26 protein-coding genes are annotated in these 25,172 nt (G+C 64.2%); 23 read left to right on the top strand and 3 right to left on the bottom strand.

Annotation, left to right across the window (positions count from 1 at the left end):
* Positions 1 to 22 precede the first annotated feature (22 nt).
* From ssuD to aceA, 19 genes are all read left to right on the top strand, one after another.
* Entirely contained in the window at positions 23 to 1,186 is a 1,164-nt protein-coding gene (gene ssuD, locus B4F51_RS10485; RefSeq protein ID WP_296225253.1) for an FMNH2-dependent alkanesulfonate monooxygenase, read from the top strand.
* A 12-nt stretch (positions 1,187 to 1,198) separates the two neighbouring features.
* A complete protein-coding gene (gene ssuC, locus B4F51_RS10490) occupies positions 1,199 to 2,005 on the top strand; it encodes an aliphatic sulfonate ABC transporter permease SsuC (RefSeq protein WP_296225254.1) in 807 nt (268 codons plus the stop codon).
* A 10-nt stretch (positions 2,006 to 2,015) separates the two neighbouring features.
* Positions 2,016 to 2,870 carry an ATP-binding cassette domain-containing protein gene (locus tag B4F51_RS10495; RefSeq protein ID WP_296225255.1) on the top strand — a complete coding sequence of 285 codons (855 nt, stop codon included), beginning with the start codon at positions 2,016 to 2,018 and terminating at the stop codon, positions 2,868 to 2,870.
* Positions 2,871 to 2,940: 70 nt separating this feature from the next.
* A complete protein-coding gene (locus B4F51_RS10500) occupies positions 2,941 to 3,156 on the top strand; it encodes a TOBE domain-containing protein (RefSeq protein WP_004626558.1) in 216 nt (71 codons plus the stop codon).
* Positions 3,157 to 3,197: 41 nt separating this feature from the next.
* Complete coding sequence (locus tag B4F51_RS10505) at positions 3,198 to 4,100, top strand: EAL domain-containing protein (protein WP_296225256.1); 903 nt, start codon at positions 3,198 to 3,200, stop codon at positions 4,098 to 4,100.
* Positions 4,101 to 4,110: 10 nt separating this feature from the next.
* Positions 4,111 to 4,788: an RBBP9/YdeN family alpha/beta hydrolase gene (locus tag B4F51_RS10510; protein WP_296225257.1), complete on the top strand. Its 678-nt coding sequence runs from the start codon at positions 4,111 to 4,113 to the stop codon at positions 4,786 to 4,788.
* Between the two features lie 118 nt (positions 4,789 to 4,906).
* Positions 4,907 to 5,827, top strand: coding sequence for a sulfate ABC transporter permease subunit CysT (cysT, locus tag B4F51_RS10515; protein WP_296225259.1), 921 nt, complete (start codon positions 4,907 to 4,909; stop codon positions 5,825 to 5,827).
* Between the two features lies 1 nt (position 5,828).
* Positions 5,829 to 6,809, top strand: a complete 981-nt coding sequence (cysW, locus tag B4F51_RS10520; protein WP_296225261.1) for a sulfate ABC transporter permease subunit CysW — start codon at positions 5,829 to 5,831, stop codon at positions 6,807 to 6,809.
* On the top strand, positions 6,806 to 7,915 hold the full coding sequence (locus B4F51_RS10525) for a sulfate/molybdate ABC transporter ATP-binding protein (RefSeq protein ID WP_296225262.1): 1,110 nt from the start codon (positions 6,806 to 6,808) through the stop codon (positions 7,913 to 7,915). Before cysW ends, B4F51_RS10525 begins: the two co-directional genes overlap by 4 nt.
* A gap of 39 nt (positions 7,916 to 7,954) precedes the next feature.
* Positions 7,955 to 8,926, top strand: a complete 972-nt coding sequence (locus B4F51_RS10530) for a CysB family HTH-type transcriptional regulator (RefSeq protein ID WP_296225264.1) — start codon at positions 7,955 to 7,957, stop codon at positions 8,924 to 8,926.
* A 347-nt stretch (positions 8,927 to 9,273) separates the two neighbouring features.
* Positions 9,274 to 10,752: a PHB depolymerase family esterase gene (locus tag B4F51_RS10535; RefSeq protein WP_296225265.1), complete on the top strand. Its 1,479-nt coding sequence runs from the start codon at positions 9,274 to 9,276 to the stop codon at positions 10,750 to 10,752.
* Between the two features lie 157 nt (positions 10,753 to 10,909).
* Positions 10,910 to 11,230 (top strand): 2TM domain-containing protein, encoded by a 321-nt coding sequence (locus B4F51_RS10540; RefSeq protein WP_296225267.1) that lies wholly within the window; start codon positions 10,910 to 10,912, stop codon positions 11,228 to 11,230.
* Positions 11,230 to 12,480, top strand: coding sequence for a sensor histidine kinase (locus tag B4F51_RS10545; RefSeq protein WP_296225269.1), 1,251 nt, complete (start codon positions 11,230 to 11,232; stop codon positions 12,478 to 12,480). The genes B4F51_RS10540 and B4F51_RS10545 overlap by 1 nt, the downstream gene beginning before the upstream one ends.
* A gap of 3 nt (positions 12,481 to 12,483) precedes the next feature.
* Complete coding sequence (locus B4F51_RS10550; protein WP_296225271.1) at positions 12,484 to 13,311, top strand: LytR/AlgR family response regulator transcription factor; 828 nt, start codon at positions 12,484 to 12,486, stop codon at positions 13,309 to 13,311.
* Positions 13,312 to 13,393: 82 nt separating this feature from the next.
* Positions 13,394 to 15,103: a thiamine pyrophosphate-binding protein gene (locus B4F51_RS10555; RefSeq protein ID WP_296225272.1), complete on the top strand. Its 1,710-nt coding sequence runs from the start codon at positions 13,394 to 13,396 to the stop codon at positions 15,101 to 15,103.
* 34 nt (positions 15,104 to 15,137) lie between these two features.
* Positions 15,138 to 15,635: a ribonuclease E activity regulator RraA gene (rraA, locus tag B4F51_RS10560; RefSeq protein ID WP_296225274.1), complete on the top strand. Its 498-nt coding sequence runs from the start codon at positions 15,138 to 15,140 to the stop codon at positions 15,633 to 15,635.
* Positions 15,632 to 16,051, top strand: coding sequence for a gamma-glutamylcyclotransferase family protein (locus tag B4F51_RS10565; RefSeq protein ID WP_296225278.1), 420 nt, complete (start codon positions 15,632 to 15,634; stop codon positions 16,049 to 16,051). The genes rraA and B4F51_RS10565 overlap by 4 nt, the downstream gene beginning before the upstream one ends.
* A 344-nt stretch (positions 16,052 to 16,395) precedes the next feature.
* Complete coding sequence (locus tag B4F51_RS10570) at positions 16,396 to 16,659, top strand: hypothetical protein (RefSeq protein WP_296225280.1); 264 nt, start codon at positions 16,396 to 16,398, stop codon at positions 16,657 to 16,659.
* A 398-nt stretch (positions 16,660 to 17,057) separates the two neighbouring features.
* Entirely contained in the window at positions 17,058 to 18,362 is a 1,305-nt protein-coding gene (gene aceA, locus B4F51_RS10575) for an isocitrate lyase (RefSeq protein ID WP_296225282.1), read from the top strand.
* Between the two features lie 167 nt (positions 18,363 to 18,529).
* Here the strand turns inward: aceA and B4F51_RS10580 are convergent, their stop codons facing one another.
* Complete coding sequence (locus B4F51_RS10580; protein WP_296225284.1) at positions 18,530 to 18,964, bottom strand: universal stress protein; 435 nt, start codon at positions 18,962 to 18,964, stop codon at positions 18,530 to 18,532.
* A gap of 88 nt (positions 18,965 to 19,052) precedes the next feature.
* Positions 19,053 to 19,982, bottom strand: a complete 930-nt coding sequence (locus B4F51_RS10585; RefSeq protein ID WP_296225287.1) for a LysR family transcriptional regulator — start codon at positions 19,980 to 19,982, stop codon at positions 19,053 to 19,055.
* Positions 19,983 to 20,203: 221 nt separating this feature from the next.
* On the opposite strand from B4F51_RS10585, the gene B4F51_RS10590 reads away from it, so the two are divergent.
* The 4 genes from B4F51_RS10590 (at position 20,204) to B4F51_RS10605 (ending at position 24,805) form a co-directional block, all read left to right on the top strand.
* Positions 20,204 to 20,902: a haloacid dehalogenase type II gene (locus tag B4F51_RS10590; protein ID WP_296225288.1), complete on the top strand. Its 699-nt coding sequence runs from the start codon at positions 20,204 to 20,206 to the stop codon at positions 20,900 to 20,902.
* A gap of 73 nt (positions 20,903 to 20,975) precedes the next feature.
* Positions 20,976 to 22,556: a malate synthase A gene (aceB, locus tag B4F51_RS10595; protein WP_296225290.1), complete on the top strand. Its 1,581-nt coding sequence runs from the start codon at positions 20,976 to 20,978 to the stop codon at positions 22,554 to 22,556.
* A 239-nt stretch (positions 22,557 to 22,795) separates the two neighbouring features.
* Positions 22,796 to 23,266 carry an SRPBCC family protein gene (locus B4F51_RS10600; RefSeq protein ID WP_296225292.1) on the top strand — a complete coding sequence of 157 codons (471 nt, stop codon included), beginning with the start codon at positions 22,796 to 22,798 and terminating at the stop codon, positions 23,264 to 23,266.
* An 81-nt stretch (positions 23,267 to 23,347) separates the two neighbouring features.
* On the top strand, positions 23,348 to 24,805 hold the full coding sequence (locus tag B4F51_RS10605) for a DHA2 family efflux MFS transporter permease subunit (protein ID WP_296225293.1): 1,458 nt from the start codon (positions 23,348 to 23,350) through the stop codon (positions 24,803 to 24,805).
* Between the two features lie 44 nt (positions 24,806 to 24,849).
* Here the strand turns inward: B4F51_RS10605 and B4F51_RS10610 are convergent, their stop codons facing one another.
* Positions 24,850 to 25,119, bottom strand: coding sequence for an acyl-CoA-binding protein (locus B4F51_RS10610; protein ID WP_296225295.1), 270 nt, complete (start codon positions 25,117 to 25,119; stop codon positions 24,850 to 24,852).
* Positions 25,120 to 25,172 lie beyond the last annotated feature (53 nt).

Raw genomic sequence — 25,172 nt, forward strand, 5'->3', positions numbered from 1 at the left:
GAATTCGATTCGAGGAGTTGTCATGCAAGTCTTCTGGTTCATCCCCACTCACGGCGACAGCCGCTATCTCGGCACCGCCGAAGGCGCCCGGCAGGTCGATCACGCCTATCTGCAGCAGGTGGCCGTGGCGGCCGATACGCTTGGTTACGATGGCGTGCTGATTCCCACCGGGCGCTCGTGCGAAGACCCGTGGATCGTCGCCGCAAGCCTCATCCCGGCCACCAAGCGCCTGCGCTTTCTGGTGGCGGTGCGCCCGGGCCTGACAGCACCGACGCTGGCTGCACGCATGGCAGCCACGTTCGATCGCCTGTCGAACGGGCGCGTTCTGGTGAACCTCGTCACGGGCGGCGATCCGGCCGAGTTGGCGGGCGACGGTCTATTCCACGATCACGCGCAGCGCTATGAGGCTTCGGAAGAGTTCATCCGCATCTGGCGCGAAACGCTCGCCGCCAGCCATGAGGGCGCCGCGCTGGACTACACCGGCAAGCACCTGAGCGTGAAGGGCGCCAAGGTGTTGTATCCGCCCGTGCAGCGGCCGTATCCGCCGGTGTACTTCGGCGGTTCGTCCGAAGCCGCACATGAACTCGCAGCCGAGCAGGTCGACACCTACCTGACCTGGGGCGAGCCGCCTGCCGCCGTGGCCGAGAAGATTGCCGACGTAAGCAAGCGTGCCGCCCGCCATGGCCGCACGGTGCGCTTCGGTATCCGCCTGCACGTGATCGTGCGCGAGACCGAAGACGAGGCGTGGCAGGCCGCCGACAAGCTCATCAGCAAGTTGGATGACGATACCGTTGCCCGCGCGCAGGAGGCTTTCCGCAAGATGGATTCCGCCGGCCAGCAGCGCATGGCGGCGCTGCACGCCAACGGCGTCAAGCGCAGTCGCGCTGACCTGGAGATCAGCCCCAACCTGTGGGCGGGCGTGGGCCTCGTGCGTGGCGGTGCGGGCACCGCGCTGGTGGGCGATCCGAAGACCGTGGCTGCACGCATGCAGGAGTACGCCGAACTGGGCATCGACACCTTCGTCCTGTCGGGCTACCCGCACCTGGAAGAGGCATACCGCTTTGCCGAGCTGGTGTTCCCACTGCTGCCGCGCTCGGTGCGTGACAAGCTGCCGGGCAAGGTGCTGAACGGGCCGTTCGGCGAGGTGATCGCCACGGGCATCGTGCCCAAGGTGGCTGCAAGCTGAAGGGGCAGGGCAATGGCGTCCGGATCGAAACCGAAATCGAACACCTTTCTGCACACGCTGCGTCAGCGCCTGACGCCGTGGCTCGTGCCGCTGGCGTTGCTGGTGGTGTGGCAGGCGTCCGCGCAATGGGGCTGGCTGTCGAACCGCATCCTGCCCGCGCCGCTGGACGTGGCCAAGTCGGCTATCGAACTGGCCCGCACGGGCGAATTGTGGAAACACGTGGCCGTGAGCACGTGGCGCGCGCTGCTGGGCTTTGCGATTGGCGGCTCGCTGGGGTTGGCGCTGGGGCTGCTGACCGGCACCTTCCGCACCGCCGAGACGCTGCTCGACACCACGCTGCAGATGGTCCGCAACATTCCGGTGCTGGCGCTGATTCCGTTGGTGATCCTGTGGTTCGGCATCGATGAATCGGCCAAGCTGTTCCTAGTGTCGCTGGGCGTGTTTTTCCCGATCTACCTGAATACGTATCACGGCATCCGCGCGGTGGATCCGGCGCTGGTGGAGATGGCACGCAGCTACGGCTTGTCACGCGCGCAGCTTTATCGGGAGGTGATCCTGCCCGGCGCGCTGCCGCAGATTCTGGTGGGCGTGCGTTTTTCGCTGGGGCTGATGTGGGTAACGCTGATCGTTGCGGAAACAGTCTCAGCGCAGGCCGGCATCGGCTACATGACGATGAACGCGCGCGAGTTCCTGCAGACCGACGTGGTGCTGCTCGGCATCCTGCTCTACGCGCTGCTGGGCAAGCTGGCCGATCTGCTGTCGCGTGCGCTGGAGCGTTTCTGGCTGCGCTGGCACCCGGGTTATCAGGCGGCAGCCTGAGGAGAAACACATGCAAAGCAACGCCACCGAACATGCAGAGCTGGAGCGCGTGGAGCACCACGGCACCGCGCTGCACATCGAACACGTCGTCAAACGCTACGGCGATCGCGAAGTGCTGCACGGCATCGACCTGGAAATCACGCCGGGCGAGTTTGTCGTCATCGTCGGGCGCAGCGGCTGCGGCAAGAGCACGCTGCTGCGGCTGATTGCGGGGCTCGAAGGCATCGATGGTGGCCACCTGCGCCGCGATGGAGAGACCGAAGGCGGCCTGCACGACGATGCGCGGGTGATGTTCCAGGACGCCCGCCTGCTGCCGTGGAAGAAGGTGCTCGACAACGTTGCGCTCGGCTTGCCAAAGACACAGCGCGCGCGCGCCGCCGAGGTGCTCGCGCAAGTGGGTTTGGCCGAGCGCGCGGGCGAGTGGCCGGCGCGCTTGTCCGGCGGTCAGCGGCAGCGCGTGGCACTTGCCCGTGCGCTCGTGCATCGGCCCCGCCTGCTGCTGCTGGATGAGCCGCTAGGCGCACTGGATGCGCTCACCCGCATCGACATGCAAAACCTGATTGAAGGCCTCTGGCAGCGCCTGGGCTTTACCGGCGTGCTGGTCACGCACGACGTGGCCGAGGCGGTGGCGCTGGCCGACCGCGTGGTGCTGATCGAAGACGGCCGCATCGCGCTCGATGAACGTATCGATTTGCCGCGCCCGCGCCATCGTGGCTCGCCTGCGTTTGCGCGGCTGGAGGAGGCCATCCTCAACCGCGTGATGCAGCGCAAGATCGATCCGAATGAAGTGACCGATGTGCGTTCGCACACGGCGTGGGCATCACCCCATGACGTGTCCGCCATGGCGGTACGTTGGGCCGTGTAAGGCGCTGCAAGACTTTCTCCTGAAAACATTCATTGGCACGTAGTGCCGTTGTCATCTAAGAAGGAACATCATGAGCATCCAAGCGATTAACGTACGCAACCAATTTCGCGGGCAGATCAAGGAGATCATCCGGGGCGACGTGCTCTCGGAGATCGACGTGGAGACCCCGGCCGGCATCGTCACTTCGGTCATCACCACGCGTTCGGTCGACAGCCTCGGCCTCAAGATCGGCAGTGAAGTGGTAGCGCTGGTGAAGGCGACGGAAGTTTCGATCGCCAAGCTGTAAAGGACGGGGAGGAGACGGCGACCCAACAGGAGCCCAATCCCATGAGTCTCATGCACACCACCGCACTCGCACAATTTCTCGGCACCCTGCCGAGCGCCCCGAGGCCGGATCGTCAGTTGTGGCGCGATGCCGCCGGCCGGGTACAGGGCCAGTTTTTCCACTGTGCGCTGACGAGCCTGTTTGAGCCGGTCTGGCAGCTTCGTGCCGACGGCTCGCTGGCCCCTTCCGGCCACGAAGCGCTGATGCGCACGTGGACGCGCGACGGCGACATGGGCCTGAACCCATGGAAGCTGTTCTCGCTGGCGTCGGACGACAGCACGCTGGTGGAACTCGATCGCCTGTGCCGGCTGGTGCATACGCTCAACTACTTTGCCCGCACCGATGCGCGGCGGCTGGTTGTGAACGTGCACGGCCGCCTGCTGGCGGCGGTCGCGGCCGACCACGGCAAGGCATTCCACCGTGCGGTGACGGCGCTGGGGCTTTCGCCGGAGCAATTCGTCATCCAGGTGCCGTCCACGGCCAATGACGATCTGGGTCTGCTGCTGTTCGTGGTGGACAACTACCGGCGCAACGGCTTTGCCGTGGCCGTGCAGGCGTCGGACCCGGCAGAGGCGGGTGCGTTGCTCGTGCATGCCAAGCCCGCGTATCTGAAGCTCGATGCGCGACGCGATTGGATTACGCGGCACGTGGTGTCGCTGGCCGAATCCGCGCGCGAGCTGGGTGTGACGCTGGCTTTGCGCCGCTGCGAGCGTCCGAGCGATCTCGAATTGGCCCGTGCTGCCGGTATCACTTACGTACAAGGCAGCATCTTGCCGGGTGCCGAGCCGGAACCTGAACCCTTGACGGCACCCGCACCGCTGGTCATGGCGCCGATCCATGCACCGATGGCCCAGGCGCCGCTCGTGCAACAACAGCAATGCGCGGGTTTAACCCTCACTGAATGAGCACGAATCCATGGCACGCAGCGCACGCGCAACCTCGGCTGACACCCGCGATTGGCACTGGCCCGCCGACATGGCCATCCTGACCGTTCCTGGCCTGTATGGCAGCGGCCCCGGCCATTGGCAGACGCGCTGGGAGGCGCGCTTTCCCGACTGGCGGCGCGTCGAGCAGACTGATTGGTCAACGCCGGACCTGCCGCGCTGGTCTTCCCGCGTGGGCGAGACCGTGCATGCCGCCTTGGCCGAGCGCTCGCCGTCTCGCCCCAAGCGCCGCGTGATCCTGGTTGCGCACAGCTTTGGTTGCCTGGCCTCGATCCATTGGGCGACCACGCAGGCGCGCGACCTGATCGCAGGCATCCTGCTCGTCGCACCTGCCGATCCGGACAAGTTTGGTGTGCGCGATCAGTTGCCCCAACGTGCGCTGCCGTTTCCGGCCGTGCTTGTCGCCAGCCGCAACGACCCATGGATGCCGCATTGCTACGCGGTCGACTGGGGCTCGCGCTGGGGCGTCGAGTTTGTTGATGCCGGGGAGGCCGGCCACATCAATGCCGATTCCAATCTCGGCGATTGGACCGCCGGCCTGGCGCTGCTCGACCGCCTTATCGGCCGTGCAAGTGCCCAGGACACCACTCGCGACGGCGCCGATTGGCAGGCCCAATGGGATGTCTTACCCAGCACGCCTTATATCTAAAACGATGATGTACATGCGTAAATATTCGTTTTCTTCATAAGGGACGCTCGCCACAATCGGTTCATCTGCACATCGGCCGCAGAGTTTTGCTCTGCGGCCATTTTTATCGGTTGCGCTGATGAGCCTGCCCTCTGCGTTCTCCCTCTTGACCTCCAAGCGGCGCAAGCCTGCCAACGTGCTCCCGGGTTTCGGGCTGGCGCTCGGCTTCTCGCTGCTGTATCTGGCGTTGATCGTGCTGATCCCGCTGTCGGCGACCGTCCTCAAGACGTTCACGATGACGTGGGGTGCGTTCTGGGCCACCGTCACCGCGCCGCGCGTGGTTGCCTCGTACAAATTGACCTTTGGCGCCTCGTTGATTGCCGCCGTGATCAACCTCGTATTTGGCCTGATCGTGGCCTGGGTGCTGGTGCGCTATCGCTTTCCGGGCAAGCGGCTGATCGATGCGCTGGTCGATCTGCCGTTTGCGCTGCCCACCGCCGTGGCCGGCATCGCGCTCACGGGGCTGTACGCGCCGAACGGCTGGATCGGCTCGCGCCTGGAGCCGCTCGGGCTGAAGGTTGCATTTACGCCGCTGGGCATCGTGGTGGCGCTCACGTTCATCGGCCTGCCGTTCGTCGTGCGCACGGTGCAGCCGGTGCTTGAAGATCTTGAAACCGAACTGGAAGAAGCCGCCGCCAGCCTGGGCGCCACGCGTTGGCAGACCTTCACGCGCGTGATTCTGCCGACCTTGCTGCCCGCATTGCTGACCGGTTTTGCGTTGGCCTTCGCGCGTGCCACAGGCGAGTACGGCTCGGTCATCTTCATCGCCGGCAACATGCCGATGGTCTCCGAGATCACGCCGCTGATGATCTATTCCAAGCTTGAGCAGTTCGATTACGCCGGTGCCACGGCCATTGCCGTTGTCATGCTGGGTATCTCGTTCACGCTGCTGCTGGTGATTAACCTGCTGCAGGCCTGGACGCGCCGCCGAGGCAATCGCAATGACGCCATTGAGCGTGCCCCCGAACCCTTGACCGCCAATGCGGCAGCAGGAGCCTGACATGGCCGGTAATGTTTCCCGTCAACTCGGTCAGGCGCCGACGGTTGCCCGCCGTGGTGCCACCGCAGAATCCGCCTGGGTGCGCGCAACGCTGCTCCTCGTTTCGTTCGTGTTCCTGGCGCTGTTCCTGTTCGTGCCGCTTGCGAGCGTGTTCTACGAGGCGTTCAAGAAGGGCGTGGACGTCTACCTTGAAGCGCTGATCGAGCCCGACGCGCTTTCTGCAATCTACCTGACGCTGACCATCGCGGCGATTGCCGTGCCGCTGAACGTGGTGTTTGGCGTGGCGGCAGCGTGGGCGATCGCCAGGTTCGAGTTTCGCGGCAAGAACCTGCTGCTGACGCTGATCGACCTGCCGTTTTCGGTGTCACCGGTCATTGCCGGCCTCATCTACGTGCTGCTGTTCGGCGCCCAGGGCTGGTTCGGGCCTTACCTGTCCGACCACGATTTCAAGATCATCTTTGCGGTGCCGGGCATCGTGCTGGCGACCGTATTCGTCACGTTCCCGTTTGTGGCGCGCGAGCTGATTCCGCTCATGCAGGCGCAGGGCAGTGAAGAGGAAGAGGCTGCCATCGTGCTCGGGGCCTCCGGCTGGCAGACGTTCTTTCGCGTGACGCTGCCGAACATCAAGTGGGGCCTGCTGTATGGCGTGATCCTGTGCAACGCACGGGCGATGGGCGAGTTTGGCGCGGTGTCGGTCGTGTCGGGCCACATTCGCGGGCTGACCAACACGATGCCGCTGCACGTCGAGATTCTCTACAACGAATACAACTTTGCGGCTGCATTTGCCGTGGCCTCTTTGCTGACGCTGCTGGCGCTTGTGACGCTGGCACTGAAGACGCTGGTCGAATGGCGCAGCCGCCGCGAGCTGGATGATGCAGATGCCGGTGTGGGCGAAGGCCCGGGCGCGCGCGTCGCATTGTCATCGTCGATTTCGAATTCGCACATCTCCGTGCAATCTCCGCTCGAAGGGAGCGCAGCATGAGCATCCAGGTTCAACACATCACCAAGCGCTTTGGCAACTTCGTTGCCCTCAACGATGTTTCGCTCGACTTCAAGCAGGGCGAACTGACAGCGCTGCTGGGCCCCTCAGGCTGCGGCAAGACCACGCTGCTGCGCATCATCGCGGGGCTGGAGCATGCGGATTCGGGCAGCATTCATCTGAATGGCGAAGATGCATCGGAGCAGCATGTGCGCGAGCGCCAGGTCGGCTTCGTGTTCCAGCACTACGCGCTGTTCAAGCACATGACGGTGTTCGAGAACGTGGCCTTCGGTTTGCGCGTGAAACCGCGTGCGCAGCGGCCGAGCGAGGCGCAGATCCGCGCCAAGGTGAAGGAGCTGCTGGAGCTGGTGCAGCTCGACTGGCTGGCCGATCGCTACCCGCCGCAACTGTCGGGCGGGCAGCGCCAGCGCATTGCCCTGGCGCGCGCGCTGGCGGTGGAGCCGCGCGTGCTGCTGCTCGATGAGCCGTTCGGCGCGCTCGACGCCAAGGTGCGCAAGGAACTGCGCCGCTGGCTGCGCCGCCTGCATGACGATCTGCACGTCACCAGTCTGTTCGTCACGCACGATCAGGAGGAAGCGCTTGAAGTGGCCGACAACGTGGTGCTGATGAACCGCGGCCAGGTGGAGCAGGTCGGCAGCCCCGATGCCGTCTACAACACGCCGGCCACGCCGTTCGTCTACGGCTTCTTGGGCAACGTCAACCTGTTTCATGGCCGGTTGGAAAACGGCGATGGCGGTAGCGTGCTGCACGTGGGCGATTCGGCCATCGCCGTGCCGTCGGGCGGTGTGGGTTCGTCTGGCGCTGATCAAGCTGTCGCCTTCGTGCGCCCGCACGAGATTGACGTGGAACGCTACGCGCCGGGCGCTGAGGGCATCCCCGTGACGCTGCGCCGCGCGCTCACGCTGGGCGCTATCGCGCAGCTTGAGCTGGAGCGCGAAGACACCGACGACATCATCGAAGTCTCCCTGCCCATTGAGCGCTTCCGCGCCGAGGGCTTCCGTGAAGGCGAAACGCTGGTGGTGCGCCCACGCGCCATTCGCGTCTTCGCCCAAGGCGCACGGCCAGCAGCCGCGCAACCGACCGCGTAACTCGCCGCTCCGACGACAACCATACGAGAGGACACGAGCATGAATTTCCAACAACTGCGTTCCATCCGCGAGGCGGTGCGCCGCCAGTTCAACCTGACCGAGGTCGCCAATGCGCTGTACACGTCGCAGCCCGGCGTGTCACGGCAGATTCGCGAGCTGGAGGATGAGCTTGGCGTCGAGATTTTCGAACGCTACGGCAAGCGCCTGACCGGCCTGACCGAACCCGGCCGCGAGATCGTCCGCATTGTCGAGCGCCTGCTGCTCGAAGCTGAAAACCTACGGCAGGCCGGTGAGGAATTTTCCGGCCGCCAGTCGGGCCGCCTGACCGTGGCAACCACGCACACACAGGCGCGCTATGCGCTGCCGAAGGTGGTGCAATCTTTCCGCAAAGAATATCCGCACGTCACGCTGGCGCTGCAGGAGGCCTCGCCTTCGCACATCGTCGAGCTGCTGCTGACGGGGCAGGCCGATATCGGTATCGCCACCGAGGCAGTGGCCAACGAGCCGGCGCTGACGTCGTTCGAGGCTTATCGTTGGCGCCACGTGCTGGTGGTCAGCCCGGACCATCCGCTGACCAAGAACCCGCTCCCCACGCTCGAAGACGTGGCGCAATACCCGCTCATCACTTACGACGCGGGCTTCACGGGCCGCCGCAACATCGATGCCGCATTTGCCGGCGCCGGCCTGCACCCCGAAATCGTGCTGACCGCCATGGATGCGGATGTGATCAAGACCTACGTCGCGCTGGACGTGGGCGTGGGCATCATCGCGTCGATGGCGTATGACGGGCGCAAGGATGACAACCTCGTGTGCATCGGTGCAGATCATTTGTTTGAGCCGAATACCACGCGTGTGGCGGTGCGACGTGGCGCGTACCTGCGCGGCTATGCACATGACTTCATCGGGATGTTTGCACCACATCTGTCGCGGGAGACGGTGGCGGAGGCGGTGGCGTCGGCCGCCGTATCGAACGGTGCGCGCGCCTGGCATCAGGAGCAGGCCGCCGCATAGACGCAGCCGCTCTTTGCCCGGTTGGCAACGGCCCACCTGCCTTTTGGCGGTGGGCCGTTTCGTTTTTGCAGTGCATGGTCCCGGCTCAGGGAAAGCCACTATTTGACACGGCATCGACCCGTTTCCTACGATGAAACATGAATCAGATGTCATGTTTCTAGTGGGGTGATGTCCCGAGCGGGTGCAACGCCTCAGATATGGGGCGCGTTTGCGTAACGCGCCCGCATCGTCACGTCTTTTCGTTTGTTGTCAGGCAGTGCTTTTGATGCGTTACCCGGCGGTATCCGGCACGCAGGGCTTTGTGTTGCCGAAAAAAGTAAAACACACCACAAGAGGAGAGAGACACCATGACCTACCAAGCAGGACATCGATGGCAGTGGCTTTGCGCGCTGCTCGCAACGTTCGTGACCGCGCTGGCGGCCTTTTCCGCTCAGGCTGCCGTCACGGCAGGCCCAGGGGCCTGGAGCAGCCAGCAGACCTGGGCGGCGGACACCGTCAACGGCGGCAACCTGACCGGCTACTTCTACTGGCCATCCAGTCAGCCGACCACGCCCAACGGCAAACGCGCCTTGGTGCTGGTGCTGCACGGCTGCCTGCAGACGGCCTCCGGCGATGTGATCAACAACGCCAATGGCGCCGGCTTCAACTGGAAGACGATCGCCGATCAATATGGCGCGGTCATCCTTGCGCCCAATGCCACGGGCAACGTCTACAGCAACCACTGCTGGGACTACGCCAACACATCGCCCAGCCGCACGAGCGGGCACGTGGGCGTGCTGCTCGATCTGGTCAATCGCTTCGTGACCAATTCGCAGTACGCGATCGACCCGAACCAGGTGTACGTGGCCGGCCTGTCTTCGGGCGGCGGCATGACCATGGTGCTGGGCTGCATCGCGCCGGACATCTTTGCGGGCATCGGCATCAACGCCGGCCCGCCGCCGGGGACGACCACGTCGCAGATCGGCTATGTGCCATCCGGCTACACGGCCACCACAGCGGCCAACAACTGCAAGGCCTGGGCAGGCTCGAACGCGAGCAGCTTCAACACGCAGATTGCCGGAGCGGTGTGGGGCACGTCGGACTACACCGTGGCGCAGGCGTATGGGCCCATGGACACGGCAGCCTTGCGCATCGTCTACGGCGGCACCTTCACGCAGGGCACGGCGGTGTCGATCTCGGGTGGCGGTACCAATACGCCGTACACCGACAGCAACGGCAAGGTGCGCACGCATGAGATTTCGGTCTCCGGCATGGCCCACGCCTGGCCTGCCGGCACCGGTGGCGACAACACCAACTACGTCGACGCCACGCACATCAACTACCCGGCCTTCGTGATGGACTATTGGGTGAAGAACAACCTGCGTGCGGGCAGCAGCCCCGTGCAATCGGGCGGCACGCCCACCGGGCTGACGGTCACGGGCACCACCCAGACGAGCGCCTCGTTGTCGTGGAACGCGGTGACCAACGCCAGCAGTTACAACGTGTATCGCAACGGCAGCAAGGTCGGTTCGTCCACGTCGACGACGTACACAGACACCGGCTTGATCGCGGGCACGACATACAGCTACACGGTGACCGAGATCGACCCGACCGCCGGGGAGAGCGCGCAGTCATCCGCCGTATCGGCCACGACGCAATCGAGCTTCACCTGCACGGCCACCACCGCCAGCAATTACGCTCACGTGCAGGCCGGACGCGCGCACGACAGCGGCGGCATCGCCTACGCCAACGGCTCGAACCAGAGCATGGGCCTGGACAACGTGTTCTATACGAACACCCTGGCGCAGACGGCGGCCGGGTATTACATCATCGGCAACTGTCCTTAACTATTCTTGATCGAAGCAGGCTCGGGTGCCACAGGGGCTGGGCGCCGCCGGAAACGTCCGTTCGGTCCCTGTATTCGTGCATTCGTCGCATTGTCGTGGCGCCCGCCGGGGCGCCATTTCTATACTGCGGACATCCTCGGTTCCATCTGAAACCGCCATGTCCGCTATCCCGTACACCGATTCCGCTGAATCCAACCATGACCTGCTGCACCGCGCCCGCCGTCGTGCCGGCGCGCGCATGGGGTTCCGCATCCACCTGCTGTCGTTCCTGGCAGTGAACGCCGTGCTGGTCGCAATTGCGCTGTCGCGCGGGCAGTTGTGGTTCGTCTGGCCGCTGCTGGGCTGGGGCATGGGGCTGGCAGCGCACGGGCTAAGCCTGGCCTGGAGCATGGGCAGCGGCTACCAGCGCATGGTCGATCAGGAACTCGCGCGGCTGCAGGAGCAGGCTGGCCGATCGTCGCAAACCGGCCGCGGCTGATGCGGGAAACCCCACGCTTCAATGCCCGGGAGCCCTCCGGTAAGATCGCCCGCATGTTCGCCAATGTGTCGTTCCCTTCGCTTGCCGATTACCCGCGCCTGTTGCGGCGCTGGGGGATCCGCTATGCCGTCATCATCGTCATCAACACGCTGATTGCGGCAGTGCTGGCGTTTGGCATTCGCCCGGAAGAGACGTTCTGGAAGGACTTTGTGTTCAGCCAGGCGATCGGCCTGTCGATGTTCACGCTGATCGGCGTGCCGCGCCACGTGCTCTGGGGCGATGGACCGCCCAACAAGAAGGCGTTTCCGTGGATCATCGTGGGCGCGGTGCTGATCGGCGTACCGCTGGGGCAGTGGATTGCCCGCACGATCTTGTGTCTGCACAGCCCGAACGCGGAGCCTTGGCGCGCCGACAGCCTGCGCATGAGTTTCATCATCGCCATGCTGGCGGCGCTGGGCGCGACTTACTACTATTGGTCACGCGGCAAGCTGGCCGCGCTACAGCGGCAGGCCGCACTCGACGCGCTGGAGCGCGAAGAGGCAGAGAAGCAGGTCGTGCGCGCGCAACTGATGGCGCTGCAGGCGCAGATCGAGCCGCATTTCCTCTTCAACGTGCTGGCCCATGTGGATGTGCTCATTGCACGGGACCCGGCCGGTGCGCGGCGCTTGCTGCAGCACCTGATCGGCTTTTTGCGCACGTCGCTCTCGCACGCCCGTGCCGAGCAGTGCACGCTGGCGCAGGAGTTTGCGCTGCTGCGCGCCTATCTCGAAATCCAGGCGCTGCGCTTCGGCAACCGGTTGCGGTTTTCTCTGGCACTGGATGAGGCCATTGCCAACATCGTCATTCCGCCCATGCTGATCCAGCCGCTGGTGGAAAACGCCGTCGTGCACGGCATCGAGCCCGCACGCGAGGGCGGCGAGATCGTGTTGTCCGCCCGCCGCGAAGGCGAGCGCCTGGTGCTGGAGGTGCGCGACACAGGTGCCGGTTTCGGCAACGATGCGGCATCGGCCAAGGGCACCGGCCTGGGTCTGACGCATGTGCGTGAGCGCCTGTCGCGCCTGTTCGATGGCGATGCGCGCCTGACGATCACTGAAACCGTGCCGCACGGCGTGACCGTCACCGTCGAAATGCCTCTGGCACACCAGTCGCTCGATCAACGTGCCCCGGCTGATGCGCCCGAATGGCGCTGCCGTTTCTCCCGCTCTGCCGCCAACTCCGCGCTGCCGTCGCGCGCACCTGCCGGAACCTGATCGATGCCGCCATCCCCCTGCCTGCTGATCGCCGACGACGAACCGGCGCTGGCCGACAACCTGGTTGCTGAACTGACTGCGCTGTGGCCCGAAGCCGCGCTGTTGCCGGCCGTGCACGACGGGCAAGCCGTGCTCGACGTGATTGACGGCGCGCCAGCAGGGGCGGGGCCGGATGTGGTCTTTCTCGACATCCGCATGCCGGGCCTGTCGGGCATTGACGTGGCGCGCGAGCTGTCTGATCGGGACGATCGCCCGCTGGTCGTGTTCGTGACCGCCTACGACCAGTTTGCGTTGGATGCCTTCGAGCAGGCCGCGGTCGACTACGTGCTCAAGCCCGTGCAGACCGAGCGTCTGGGCGAGACGATCAAGCGCCTGAAGGACCGGCTTGGCGCGCGACCGAGCGGTAGCGTCACCGCCGATCCTGCGCAGACGCTGGCCGAGTTGGTCGAGCGCCTCGCTGGTCTGCAGGGCGCCGCCCAGACGCGCGTTGCCGTGCCCGGCGGCGGCTACCTGCGTTTCATCAAGGCGCTGGTCGGGCAGGAGGTGCGCTTCATCCCGGTAGATGACGTGCTGTATCTGGAGGCGACCGACAAATACGTCAACGTGGTCTCCGGCGCGGGCGAATCGCTGATCCGCACGAGCCTGCGTGATCTGCTTACGCAGCTCGATCCCGAGCACTTCTGGCAGGTGCATCGCGGCACGGTGGTCAATGTGGCGCATGTATCGAGCGCCGTGCATCTGTCGCTCGGCCGCCTGGGCCTGAAGATGCGCGGGCGCACGGAGACGCTGCCGGTGGCGCGGCAGTACGCGCACCTGTTCCGGCAGATGTAGTCACAGCAGGGCGTGTGCGCCCGTGGCGCCTTCCGTTATGATCCGTTGTGTCGTCAACGAATCAAGCACGAGACCAGCCGCCATGGAGACCGCAGTCGTACGCCCCGCCGCAATGACACCCCGCCACGGCGGCCAGATCCTCGTCGATGCCCTGGTCAACCACGGCGTCGATATCGCCTTCGGCGTACCGGGCGAGAGCTACCTGTCGGTGCTCGAAGGTTTCTACCAGCGCCGCGATCGTGCGCGCTTCATCATCTGCCGGCAGGAAGGCGGCGCCGCCAACATGGCAGATGCCTACGGCAAGCTGACCGGCCGGCCCGGCATCGTTTTCTGCACGCGCGGGCCGGGCGCCACCAACGCCAGCATCGGCGTGCACACCGCGTTCCAGGATTCCACGCCGATGATCCTGTTCATCGGCCAGGTCGGCCGCGACTTTGCCGACCGCGAAGCCTTCCAGGAAATCGACTACCGCCGCATGTTCGGCCAGATGGCCAAGTGGGTCGCGCAGATCGACAGCGTGGAACGCATCCCCGAATACATCGCGCGCGCGTTCCAGACCGCCATGGCAGGCCGGCCTGGCCCCGTGGTGCTGGCGCTGCCGGAAGACATGCTCACGCAGGTGGCTACCGTGGCCGACGTGCCGCCGATGCCGCGTGCGATGGCCTGGCCCGGCCCGCATGACCTTGCCCAACTGAAGACGCTGCTGCAGAACGCTGAACGGCCGATGCTGCTGCTGGGCGGCTCAGGCTGGACACCGCAGGCCGCAGCCCGCATGCAGGGCTTTGCCGAGCGCTGGAACCTGCCCGCCGGCTGCGTCTTCCGCCGGCAAGACCTGTTCGACAACCGCCACCCGAATTACGCCGGCGATGTCGGCATCGCCATCAACCCGAAGCTGGCGGCGCGCGTGAAAGATGCGGACGTGGTGCTCGCCATCGGCCCGCGCCTGGGTGAGATGACCACCTCCGGCTACACGCTGTTCGATGTGCCGCGCCCGAAGCAGACGCTCATCCACGTGCACGCCGGTGCAGAAGAACTCGGTCGCGTCTACCAGGCCGACCTGATGATCCATGCATCGATGCCCGCGATTGCCGAAGCGTTGGAATCGGTGTCACCCGACGCGCCGCCGCACTGGTCGGCCTGGACGGAAGCCGCCAACACCGATTACCTCGCCAACATCGTGCCGCCGCCGTTTGGGGGCAAGGGCATCGACATGGCCCGCGCGATGCGATGGCTGCGCGAGCGCCTGCCGCACAACAGCATCCTGACCAATGGCGCGGGCAACTACGCTACATGGCTGCATCGTTTCTATCAGTACGGCGCACTGGCTTCCGGCTCGCGCACGCAACTGGCGCCGACCAGCGGGGCGATGGGCTACGGCGCCCCGGCTGCGGTGGCCGCCAAGATCGTCTGCCCCGAGACGCCCGTCATCTGCATGGCCGGCGATGGCTGCTTTCTGATGAACGGCCAGGAGCTGGCGACCGCTATGCAGTACAACGCGCCGGTCATCTTCATCGTGGTCAACAACGGCATGTACGGCACCATCCGCATGCACCAGGAACGCGAATATCCAGAGCACGTGAGCGGCACCGAGCTGCGCAACCCCGACTTTGCCGCGCTGGCCCGCGCCTATGGCGCCGAGGGGCACACGGTGCGCTCGCTGGAGGGTTTTCAGTCGGCCGTGGAAACTGCGCTGGCCGCGCCCGTGGCCAGCATCATTGAAGTACAGACCGATCCGAATATCATCAGCCCGCGCGCGACGATCGATTCACTGCGTGCGCAATCGCGCGGCTGAGACTTTTTGCCAACGCTAACCTCCCGACATTGCCATGACGATGACCCCAGTGACCGACCTGTGCGACATGCACGAAGACAAACTTGTCTACGGGAGCCTGCGCGTGCTCACGCCGGTGTTCCGCAGCTTTGGCAAGCGCGCCGTGTTGGCGGGCCCGGCCTCCACGCTCAAGGTATTTGAAGACAACGGCCTGGTGCGCGCGGCGCTGGAAGAGCAGGGGGCGGGGCGTGTGCTCGTCATTGACGGTGGCGGCTCGTTGCGCTGCGCGCTGGTGGGCGGCAACCTTGGCAAGCTGGCCGAGGAGAACGGCTGGGAAGGCATCCTGATCAATGGCTGCGTGCGTGACACGCGCGAGTTGGCCGAGTGCAATGTCGGCATTCATGCGCTGGCGGTGCATCCGCGCAAGAGCATCAAGAAGAACGCCGGCCAGCGCGAAGTCGGCGTGCAGATGCCCGGCGCCTATATCCAGTCCGGCGAATGGATCTATGCCGACGAAGACGGCGTGCTGGTCTCGCAGGACAAGCTCATATGAGCCCAGTCAACGCCATCCACGTCTTCGTCTACGGCACGCTGCGTGCGGGCGAGGCCAATGACTTGCGCGTCGCTGCGGCCAAGCGCGGCATCCCTGAGCCGGATTTCCTGGGCACGGCCATGCTGCACGGCCGCCTGTACGACTTCGGCGCCTACCCCGGCCTCGTGCTCGATCCGACCGGCACCGCCGTGCGCGGCGATGTGTACCGCATCGATGCGGCGCTCGTTCCCGTGCTGGACGAGATCGAAGAGGTCTACCCCGGCGGCGACGCGCTGTTCCTGCGCGAGAACCACACCGTCATGCTGGGCAGCGAACCGGTCGAGTGCATCGTCTATCCGGTTAGCCCGAAACACATTGCCGGGCGGCCCGTCATCACGGGTGGAGATTGGGTGGCGCATCGCCTGTCTCGAGGCTGATTCCGATTTTGCGGGGGAAGGGCGCGCGATATAATTCGCGCGCTGTTCATTTGAGCAGCCGGGTTTAGCAGCCCACAAGATGTGCCATCTAGACGGACAATGTCCGGTGCTTGTGCACGCCTATGCTTTATGGCGGGCCGGGCGGTGAGACCTTCGGGTCTGCCGGTTTCTAGATGGCCGGTCTGCTAACGCCGTCGTCAGGCCCGCCACCCTCGTTTAGCAGCGAACGGCTGGCCTCTTCATCTAGGAGACGTCATGTCTATCGCATCAAGCGGGCATCGCCCCGCGTCTTATCCCTCTCCATTGCCCCGCATCCCCCGGTATCTGTTTCACGGAGGTGCACGATGAGTGCTTTACGCCCCTACCAATCGGGTGCCCTCGCAGCCAAGGATTTTCTCTGCCGTACGCACATCGATGCGCGTGCAGGCCGGCCCTTCGTGGCCATGCGTTTACGCTCGAAAATCGACGGCATCACACGCGCGCTTCCTCGTGAGTTTCGGGCCGGTTTTATCGATGCGATCTATGTCTTCGTGGCAGCAGTGTTCGACGGCAAGACGCCGGACCCGCTGCAGTGGGATGTCCTGAAGGATATCGAGCGGCAGTCCTGAGTTCGCCCGCAATCAATTTCATCCTGAACGCCGCACCCGCGGCGTTTTTGTTGGCCCCAGCTTTGTGGTGATGACATGCCGCCTTAAATTTCACAATGCGGAAAGCTTTTTTGATCCGCAAAAATTCCGCATCGCACAGCACCATCTGCATCTTTCATGATGGGGAAAATATTCCCGTATCGTGAAATATAGAATTTAAGTATTTGAAAATAAAGGGATAAAAACTTCTGCGTTGGATCAACTTCTCCTTGTTGCGCTGCATCGGGTTTCCCTACACTCTTATATAAGACATATGACTCAAGCCACCCATCGACGCCCCAACACGGTGCCAGTGGCTCAAGGTGATGAGTGAGTTACCCAGTTTTGATTTGAGTGATGCGATCACACAGGAGATTGACATGACGCGCGAACAGCAAGTGGCGGCACTGCAGAAGGAATGGGACACTAACCCGCGTTGGAAGGGCATCAAGCGTGGTTACACCGCTGAAGACGTGGTGCGCCTGCGCGGCTCGCTGCAGATCGAGCACACGCTGGCCAAGCGTGGTTCGGAAAAGCTGTGGAACCTGATCAACAACGAGCCGTTCGTCAATGCGCTGGGCGCGCTGACGGGCAACCAGGCCATGCAGCAGGTCAAGGCTGGGCTGAAGGCGATCTACCTGTCGGGCTGGCAGGTTGCCGGCGACGCCAACAGCAACGGCGAAATGTATCCGGACCAGTCGCTGTACTCGGTGGATTCGGTGCCCAAGGTCGTCAAGAAGATCAACAACACGTTCCAGCGCGCTGACCAGATCCAATGGTCGGAAGGCAAGGGCGACATCGACTTCTTCGCCCCGATCGTGGCGGATGCCGAAGCCGGTTTCGGCGGCGTGCTGAACGCGTTCGAACTGATGAAGGCCATGATCGAGGCCGGCGCTTCGGGCGTGCACTTCGAAGACCAACTGGCCGCCGTAAAGAAGTGCGGCCACATGGGCGGCAAGGTGCTGGTGCCGACACGTGAAGCCGTGAGCAAGCTGGTTGCCGCGCGTCTGGCTGCCGACGTGATGGGCGTGCCGACCGTGCTGATCGCCCGTACCGACGCAGAGGCTGCTGACCTGCTGACCGCCGATGTGGACGAGAACGATCGTCCGTTCTGCACTGGCGAGCGCACCGTGGAAGGCTTCTACCGTACGAAGCCGGGCCTGCAGCAAGCCATCTCGCGTGGCCTGGCCTATGCCGAGTACGCCGACCTGGTGTGGTGCGAAACCGGCAAGCCGGATCTGGAATACGCCAAGAAGTTTGCCGAAGCCATCCACGCCAAGTTTCCGGGCAAGATGCTGGCCTACAACTGCTCACCGTCGTTCAACTGGAAGAAGAACCTGGACGATGCCACGATCGCCAAGTTCCAGAGAGAACTCGGTGCGATGGGCTACAAGTTCCAGTTCATCACGCTGGCCGGCTTCCACGCCCTGAACTACTCGATGTTCAACCTGGCCTACGGCTATGCCCGCAACCAGATGAGCGCCTTCGTTGAGCTGCAAGAGGCCGAGTTCAAGGCCGCCGAGCGTGGCTTTACCGCTGTGAAGCACCAGCGCGAAGTCGGCACGGGCTACTTCGACGCCGTTACGCAGACCATTGAGCGCGAGGCGTCCACCACGGCGCTGAAGGGTTCGACGGAAGACGAACAATTCTTCGAAGAAAAGGCGGAAGCCAAGAAGGTCGCTTGAGGTTGCCGACGCATCCGGCATCCAGGACACCTGGGCTGGCGCGCTGACCACGCCCCAGCCGCTCAAACCGCGCCCCGTGAGTGGCGCGGTTTTTTTTTATGCCTTGGCTGATAGAAAAAGAAAAGCCGCCCGGGGCGGGGCGGCTTGCAAAGCGTGAGCGCCTCGGCTCAGCGGTAGACGATCACCGGAATCTCGGTATGCGTGAGGACTTTTTGCGTCTCGCTGCCGAGCAGCAGTCCGGCCAGCCCGCGCCGGCCGTGCGAAGCCATGAAAATGACGTCGCAGCCGTGACGCTCGGCCGCATCGATGATGCCCATGTAGGGCACGGCAAAGCAGCTCATGTCGGTGTCGCAGTTGATGCCGGCGTTGCGGGCGGCGTCTTCCACGTCCTTGAGCACCACGCGCGCCTGCGCTTCAACGCGCTCCTTGAAGGCCTGCGGCGTCTCCACGACGATCTCGGAGAAGGGCGTGTACGGATATTCCTCCAGGCAGGTGTAGGCCGTCAGGCGCGCGCCCAGCGTCTTGGCAAAATCGAGCGCCCCTGCCACCGCCTTGCGCGACAGCTCGGAACCATCGGTGGGGATGAGGATGTGCTGGAACATGCGGCCTCCTGATCAGGGAAATGCGAAGTGGATGCGTGTTGTCTTGATTGTAGGCCGCGCGCAGTGTTCCACCCATCCGGAGTGATCGCTAGTCCATCCCGATGAGGGCGTCGGCCCGGCGCCAGTAAGCCGGATTGCCATAGGTGTTCTTCAGGAAGTCGATAAAGAGCCGCACGCGCAGCGGCAGGTGCTTGCGTTGCGGAAACACCGCATGGATGCCGATCGGCGGCGCCTCGAACGCATCGAGCACCGTCACCAGTTTGCCGGTCGCAATGTCGTGGCCGACTTCCCACCACGAGCGCCACGCCAGACCGTGGCCCTGCAGGCACCATTCGCGCAGTACCGCGCCGTCGGTACATTCCATCGTGCCCGACACCTTCACGGTGACGGTCTTGCCGCCTTGCTGGAATACCCAGCCACGCTGCACGTTGGCGCTGGCGCCGAAGGCCAGGCAGTTGTGGCCCGAGAGTTGCTCCACCTGCATCGGTACGCCATGGCGCTCCAGGTAAGCCGGTGCGGCCACCACCACGCGGCGGTTCTCCCACAGGCGGATCGACACGAGGCTGGAGTCGGGCAAGTCGCCGAGGCGGATGGCGCAGTCGAAACCCTCGTTGACGAGGTCGACCACGCGGTCGCCCAGATCCAGCGTCATGGACACATCCGGATGCGCCTCGATGAAGTCCGGCACCATCGGCGCGACGTGGCGGCGGCCGAACCCCGCCGGGGCCGTCACACGCAGGTGGCCGCTGGCCTTCACGCCACCAGCCGAGACGCTGGCTTCGGCGTTGTGCAGGTCGTTGAGGATGCGCTGGCAATCCTCCAGAAAGGCCGAGCCTTCGAAGGTGAGCGTGATGCGCCGCGTAGTGCGCACCAGCAGCTTGACACCCAGGCGCTCCTCGAGCGCATCGATGCGGCGCCCGATGATGGCGGGCGCCACGCCCTCGGCGGCGGCGGCGGCGGACAGACTGCCGCGCGTGGCGACGGAAACAAAGGTTTCGAGTTGCTTGAAATGAGCCATGCCTGATGTATACCGTGGCAAACGAGGCCTGCGGGATTGTGATGAATATAAAGGTTATCACTCGTCATTCAGAGGGTAAAAGTCAAAGATCAAGTGACCATTGCCATCTTTGTGCAGCGCGTCACCTTTTCTAGAATGGCCTTCGTTGCGAAGGTCAGAGGGGCGTTCTGCGTAATAGAACTTGCAGGGTGCACGACCTTCGGGTCCGTGGAGCTGACTGAATGTCTTCGATTCGCGCGGTGGTCTTTGATGCGTACGGCACGTTGTTCGACGTGTATTCCGTGGCCGCGCGCGCCGAACAGCTCTTTGCCGGCAAGGGCGAGGCCCTGTCGGTGCTCTGGCGCGACAAGCAGATCGACTACACCCGCATCCGCTCGCTGGCTGGCCCGGCGGGGGAACACTACAAGCCGTTCTGGGACATCACTATCGACGCGCTGCGCTACGCGGCGGCTCGCCTGGGCGTAGAACTCTCCGCCCACGACGAAGCCACGCTGATGCGCGAATATGCGTGCCTGTCGGCCTTTCCCGAGAACGTGCCGGCGCTGCGCCGCCTGCGGGAGATGGGCTTGCCGCTGGGCATCCTCTCCAACGGCAACCCGCAAATGCTCGACATCGCCGTGAAGAGTGCCGGTATGTCGGGGCTGTTCGACCACGTCCTGTCGGTGGACGCAGTCAAGCTGTATAAGACCGCGCCGCAAGCCTACGCGCTGGCGCCGCAAGCCTTTGGCGTGCCAGCCGAACAGATTCTGTTCGTATCGTCCAATGGATGGGATGCCTGCGGCGCGACGTGGTACGGCTTCACGACCTTCTGGATCAATCGCCTGGGGCATCCGCCCGAGGCGCTCGACGTGGCGCCCACCGGGGCCGGCCACGACATGCGAGACCTGCTGCAATTCATACAGGCAACACAAGCGACGTAAGGCATTGCATTCAATCGGCCCAGCTATAGGACCGAACCCGTTCAACCCTCACATCATCCTCTGGAGAACAACCATGGCGCTCACGCTGCCCCAAGGCATGGAGATCAAGGCCGAGATCCTTCCGGCCTACAAAGACATTCTGACCCCCGAAGCACTGGCGCTGGTCGCCAAGCTGCACCGTGCTTTCGAGCCGCGCCGCAAAGAGCTGCTGGCTGCCCGCGTCGAGCGCGCCAAGCGTCTGGACGCCGGTGAGCGCCCGGATTTCCTGCCCGAGACCAAGGCCATCCGCGAAGGCGACTGGAAGGTCGCGCCGATCCCGCCGGCACTGCATTGCCGCCGCGTGGAAATCACCGGCCCGGTGGAAGCCAAGATGGTCATCAACGCGTTCAACTCGGGCGCGGACAGCTACATGACCGACTTCGAGGATTCGAACTCGCCCAGCTGGCACAACCAGATCCAGGGTCAGGTCAACCTGAAGGCAGCCATCCGCCGCACGCTCACGCTCGAGCAGAACGGCAAGACCTACAAGCTCAACGACAAGATCGCCACGCTGCAGGTGCGCCCGCGCGGCTGGCACCTGGACGAGAAGCACGTCACCGTTGACGGCCAGCGCGTCTCGGGCGGCATCTTCGACTTCGCATTGTTCCTGTTCCACAACGCCAAGGAGCAAATTGCCCGCGGTGCTGGCCCGTTCTTCTACCTGCCGAAGATGGAAAGCCATCTGGAAGCGCGTCTGTGGAACGACGTCTTTGTGATGGCGCAGAACGAGATCGGCCTGCCGCAAGGCACCATCAAGGCCACCGTGCTGATCGAGACCATCCTCGCCGCGTTCGAGATGGAAGAAATCCTGTACGAACTGCGCGAGCACAGCGCCGGCCTGAATGCTGGCCGCTGGGACTACATCTTCTCGTGCATCAAGAAGTTCAAGGTCGACAAGAACTTCTGCCTGGCCGATCGCGCCAAGGTGACGATGACTTCGCCGTTCATGCGCGCCTATGCGCTGCTGCTGCTCAAGACCTGCCACAAGCGTGGTGCGCCCGCCATTGGCGGCATGAGCGCGCTGATCCCGATCAAGAACGATCCGGAGAAGAACGCCATCGCCATGGCCGGCATCATCAACGACAAGAAGCGCGATGCGACCGACGGCTACGACGGCGGCTGGGTGGCCCACCCGGGCCTGGTCGAGCCGGCCATGAAGGAATTTGTGGCGGTGCTGGGCGACAAGCCGAACCAGTTCGAGAAGCAACGTCCGGACGTGGAAGTGAAGGCTGCTGACCTGCTGGACTTCCAGCCGGAAACGCCCATCACTGAAGCTGGCCTGCGCATGAACATCAACGTCGGCATCCACTACCTGGGCGCCTGGCTGGCCGGCAACGGCTGCGTGCCGATCCATAACCTGATGGAAGATGCCGCCACGGCGGAAATCTCCCGCTCGCAAGTGTGGCAGTGGATCCGCTCGCCCAAGGGCAAGCTGGAAGACGGCACGAAGGTCACGGCAGAACTCGTGCGCGGGCTGATCCCGCAAGAATTGGCCAAGGTGAAGGAGACGGGCGCGGTGGGCCACTTTGACCGCGCTGCAGAAATCTTCGAACAGATGTCGACGTCGGAAGACTTTGCGGAATTCCTGACACTCCCGCTGTACGAAGAAATCTAAAAACCTGCCCACGATCCTACTGCGCGTCCCGATCTTGGCCCTGTGATGCTCGCCGTACCCGGTGTACGGCTGCGCTTCTCTGGCCAACCTCGGGCCGCTCGCTACGGTTCGTGAACAGGTTTAAGCGACGCTTGCGTCGCAGGGAGAACGCCGGCTGGGGCAACCCACCGGCGTTTTTTCATTTCGCTCGTTTGTTCGTGGGCCGCGCCATAATGTCAGCAAATTTTGCGGAGGCCGCTTTGCGTTTTGAACACCTGGTGGAAGTCAACGACCCACTGAATCCCCTGATCGACACGCTGACCCTGAACCAGATCTGGCAGGGCCTGGTGCTGCGAGTGCGAGAACAGACAGAATTCGTCGAAAGCCTCGACGAATGCATCATCACGGCCGAAGGCGATGGCTGGGTCGAGCGCGAACTGCGCTTCGGCAAGGCGCGCATTCAAGACCGCGTGACGCTGGAGCCGCACAAGCGCGTGACGTACACCACGGCGGCCACCGGCGAGCACGCCGGCGGCTCGCTCACCATGACGATCGAGACGAACGACACCAACGCCGCGTTCATCCGCTTCGTCTACGACACCACGCTGCCCAGCGCCGATGAGACCGGCGACACGCGCTACGCCGAGATCGTCAAATCCGCCTACCGCGAGTCCGATATCGACACCGTGCGCCGCATCCGCGAGATTGCCGCCACCGGCCGGCTCGGCTGAGCGTTGTTCGCCCGCCCGGCGTGTGGAGGACGCGCCGGGCCGGGTTTGCTCCCAGTCGTCTCACATCACTAAAACGAGACCATGACGACATTCACGCCCACCCTGGAGGCTCTGCGCGCGCGCTACGGCGAGCGCTTCAAGTGGCTTGTGCTTTTCACGCTGATGGTGGGGGCGGTGTCGTCCGTCATCTCGGCCACTATCGTCAACGTCGCGATTCCCGACCTGAGCCGGCATTTCGTGCTCGGGCAGGAACGTGCGCAGTGGGTTTCGGCCAGCTTCATGGTGGCGATGACGTTGTCGATGCTGCTGACGCCCTGGCTGCTGCTGCGCTTCGGGCTGCGGCGCACGTTTATTGGGGCGTTGTTACTGCTGGGATTGGGTGGGCTAGCGGGCGGCTTGTCGCCCAATTACGGCGTGATGATCGCCATGCGGGTGGTGGAGGGCGTGGCGGCCGGCATCATGCAACCGCTGCCCAACATCCTGATCCTGCGGGTGTTTCCCGAGAGGGAGCAGGGCAGGGCGTTCGGCCTGTTCGGTTTTGGCGTGGTGCTGGCGCCGGCCGTGGGGCCGAGCGTGGGCGGCTTTCTGGTGGAGCTGTTCGGCTGGCGCTCGATCTTTTTTGTGGTGATGCCGTTCACGCTGCTCGGCTGGGCGATGGCACGGCGCTTCATGGCGATCAACTCGTCGATGGCCGGCGAGCCCAAGCCGCTGGACTGGCGCGGCCTGCTGCTGATCGGTGGCGCGACCGTCACGCTCCTCAACGGGCTGGTCGCGCTGCATGGCGATGCTGCGCACGGCATCGTGCTGATGCTCGTGTCCGCCGTGTGCGTGGCCGGTTTCGTGTTCTGGCAGCGGCGGGTGGAGTCGCCGTTGCTAAACCTGCGGCTCTTCAGCTATCGGCAGTTTGCGATGGGGGCGGTGGTGGCCTTCGTCTACGGGGCAGGGCTGTACGGCTCGACATACTTGGTACCGGTGTATATGCAGGTGGCGCTGGCCTATGCGCCGTCGCGCGCGGGGCTGGTGCTCTTGCCCGCCGGTCTGGTGCTGGCCGTGACGATCATGCTGGCCGGACGGCTGACCAATCGCATCGAGCCATTCCGGCTGGTGTCGTTCGGGCTGGCTGCGCTGGCGCTCTCGTTCTTCCTGATGGCGACCAACACCCGGGCAACGAGCTATCTGCTGCTGATCGCTATCGCCATCATCGGGCGGATCGGGCTCGGTTTTGTGCTGCCATCGCTGAGCCTGGGCGCCATGCGCGGCGTCGATTTCACGTTGATCCCGCAGGGTTCGAGCGCGGTCAATTTCCTACGCCAACTTGGTGGGGCGATCGGTGTGTCGGCCACGGGCATCTTTCTGCAATGGCGGCTCGCCACGCGCGGCATCGAAACGGTGCACGGTGCAGCGGTCGACCCCGAGGCACGTATTCTGTCCTTCGACGAGACGTTCATCTTTCTCGGCACCCTCTGCGCGCTGGCCGTGTTGGCAGCGTGGCGCATGCGCCGCCGAGAGCTGCCATCCGCCATTCCGGCAGCGCAATAAAAAACCGGGCGCATGGCCCGGTTCTTCATTTGGCGATTCAACGATCAGGTCGTCGCTCCGCTCTTTAGTTCTTCAACGAGGTCGATGTACTTCTGCTTGGCGTCGTCCTGCGAGGTGCCCTTCAGGCCCTCCCACGCTTCAAACTTGTAGCGGCCGACGATGTCGGTGAAGCCAGGCTTGTCGCCGTGGGCGTCGCCTTCGGCGCCCTGCTTGAAGAGGGCGTACAGGCGCAGCAGCGTCATGTTGCTGGGGCGTTCGGAGAGGCCCTTGACGTCGATCTGGGCTTGGTCGAAACGGGCTTGCAGGTCGCTCATGATGATTCCCGGCTGAAAACAATGGTCCGGCGATGATAGCGCCGGGGGTGCGC

The sequence above is a fragment of the Ralstonia sp. UBA689 genome, assembly GCF_002298975.1.
GTDB lineage: Bacteria > Pseudomonadota > Gammaproteobacteria > Burkholderiales > Burkholderiaceae > Ralstonia.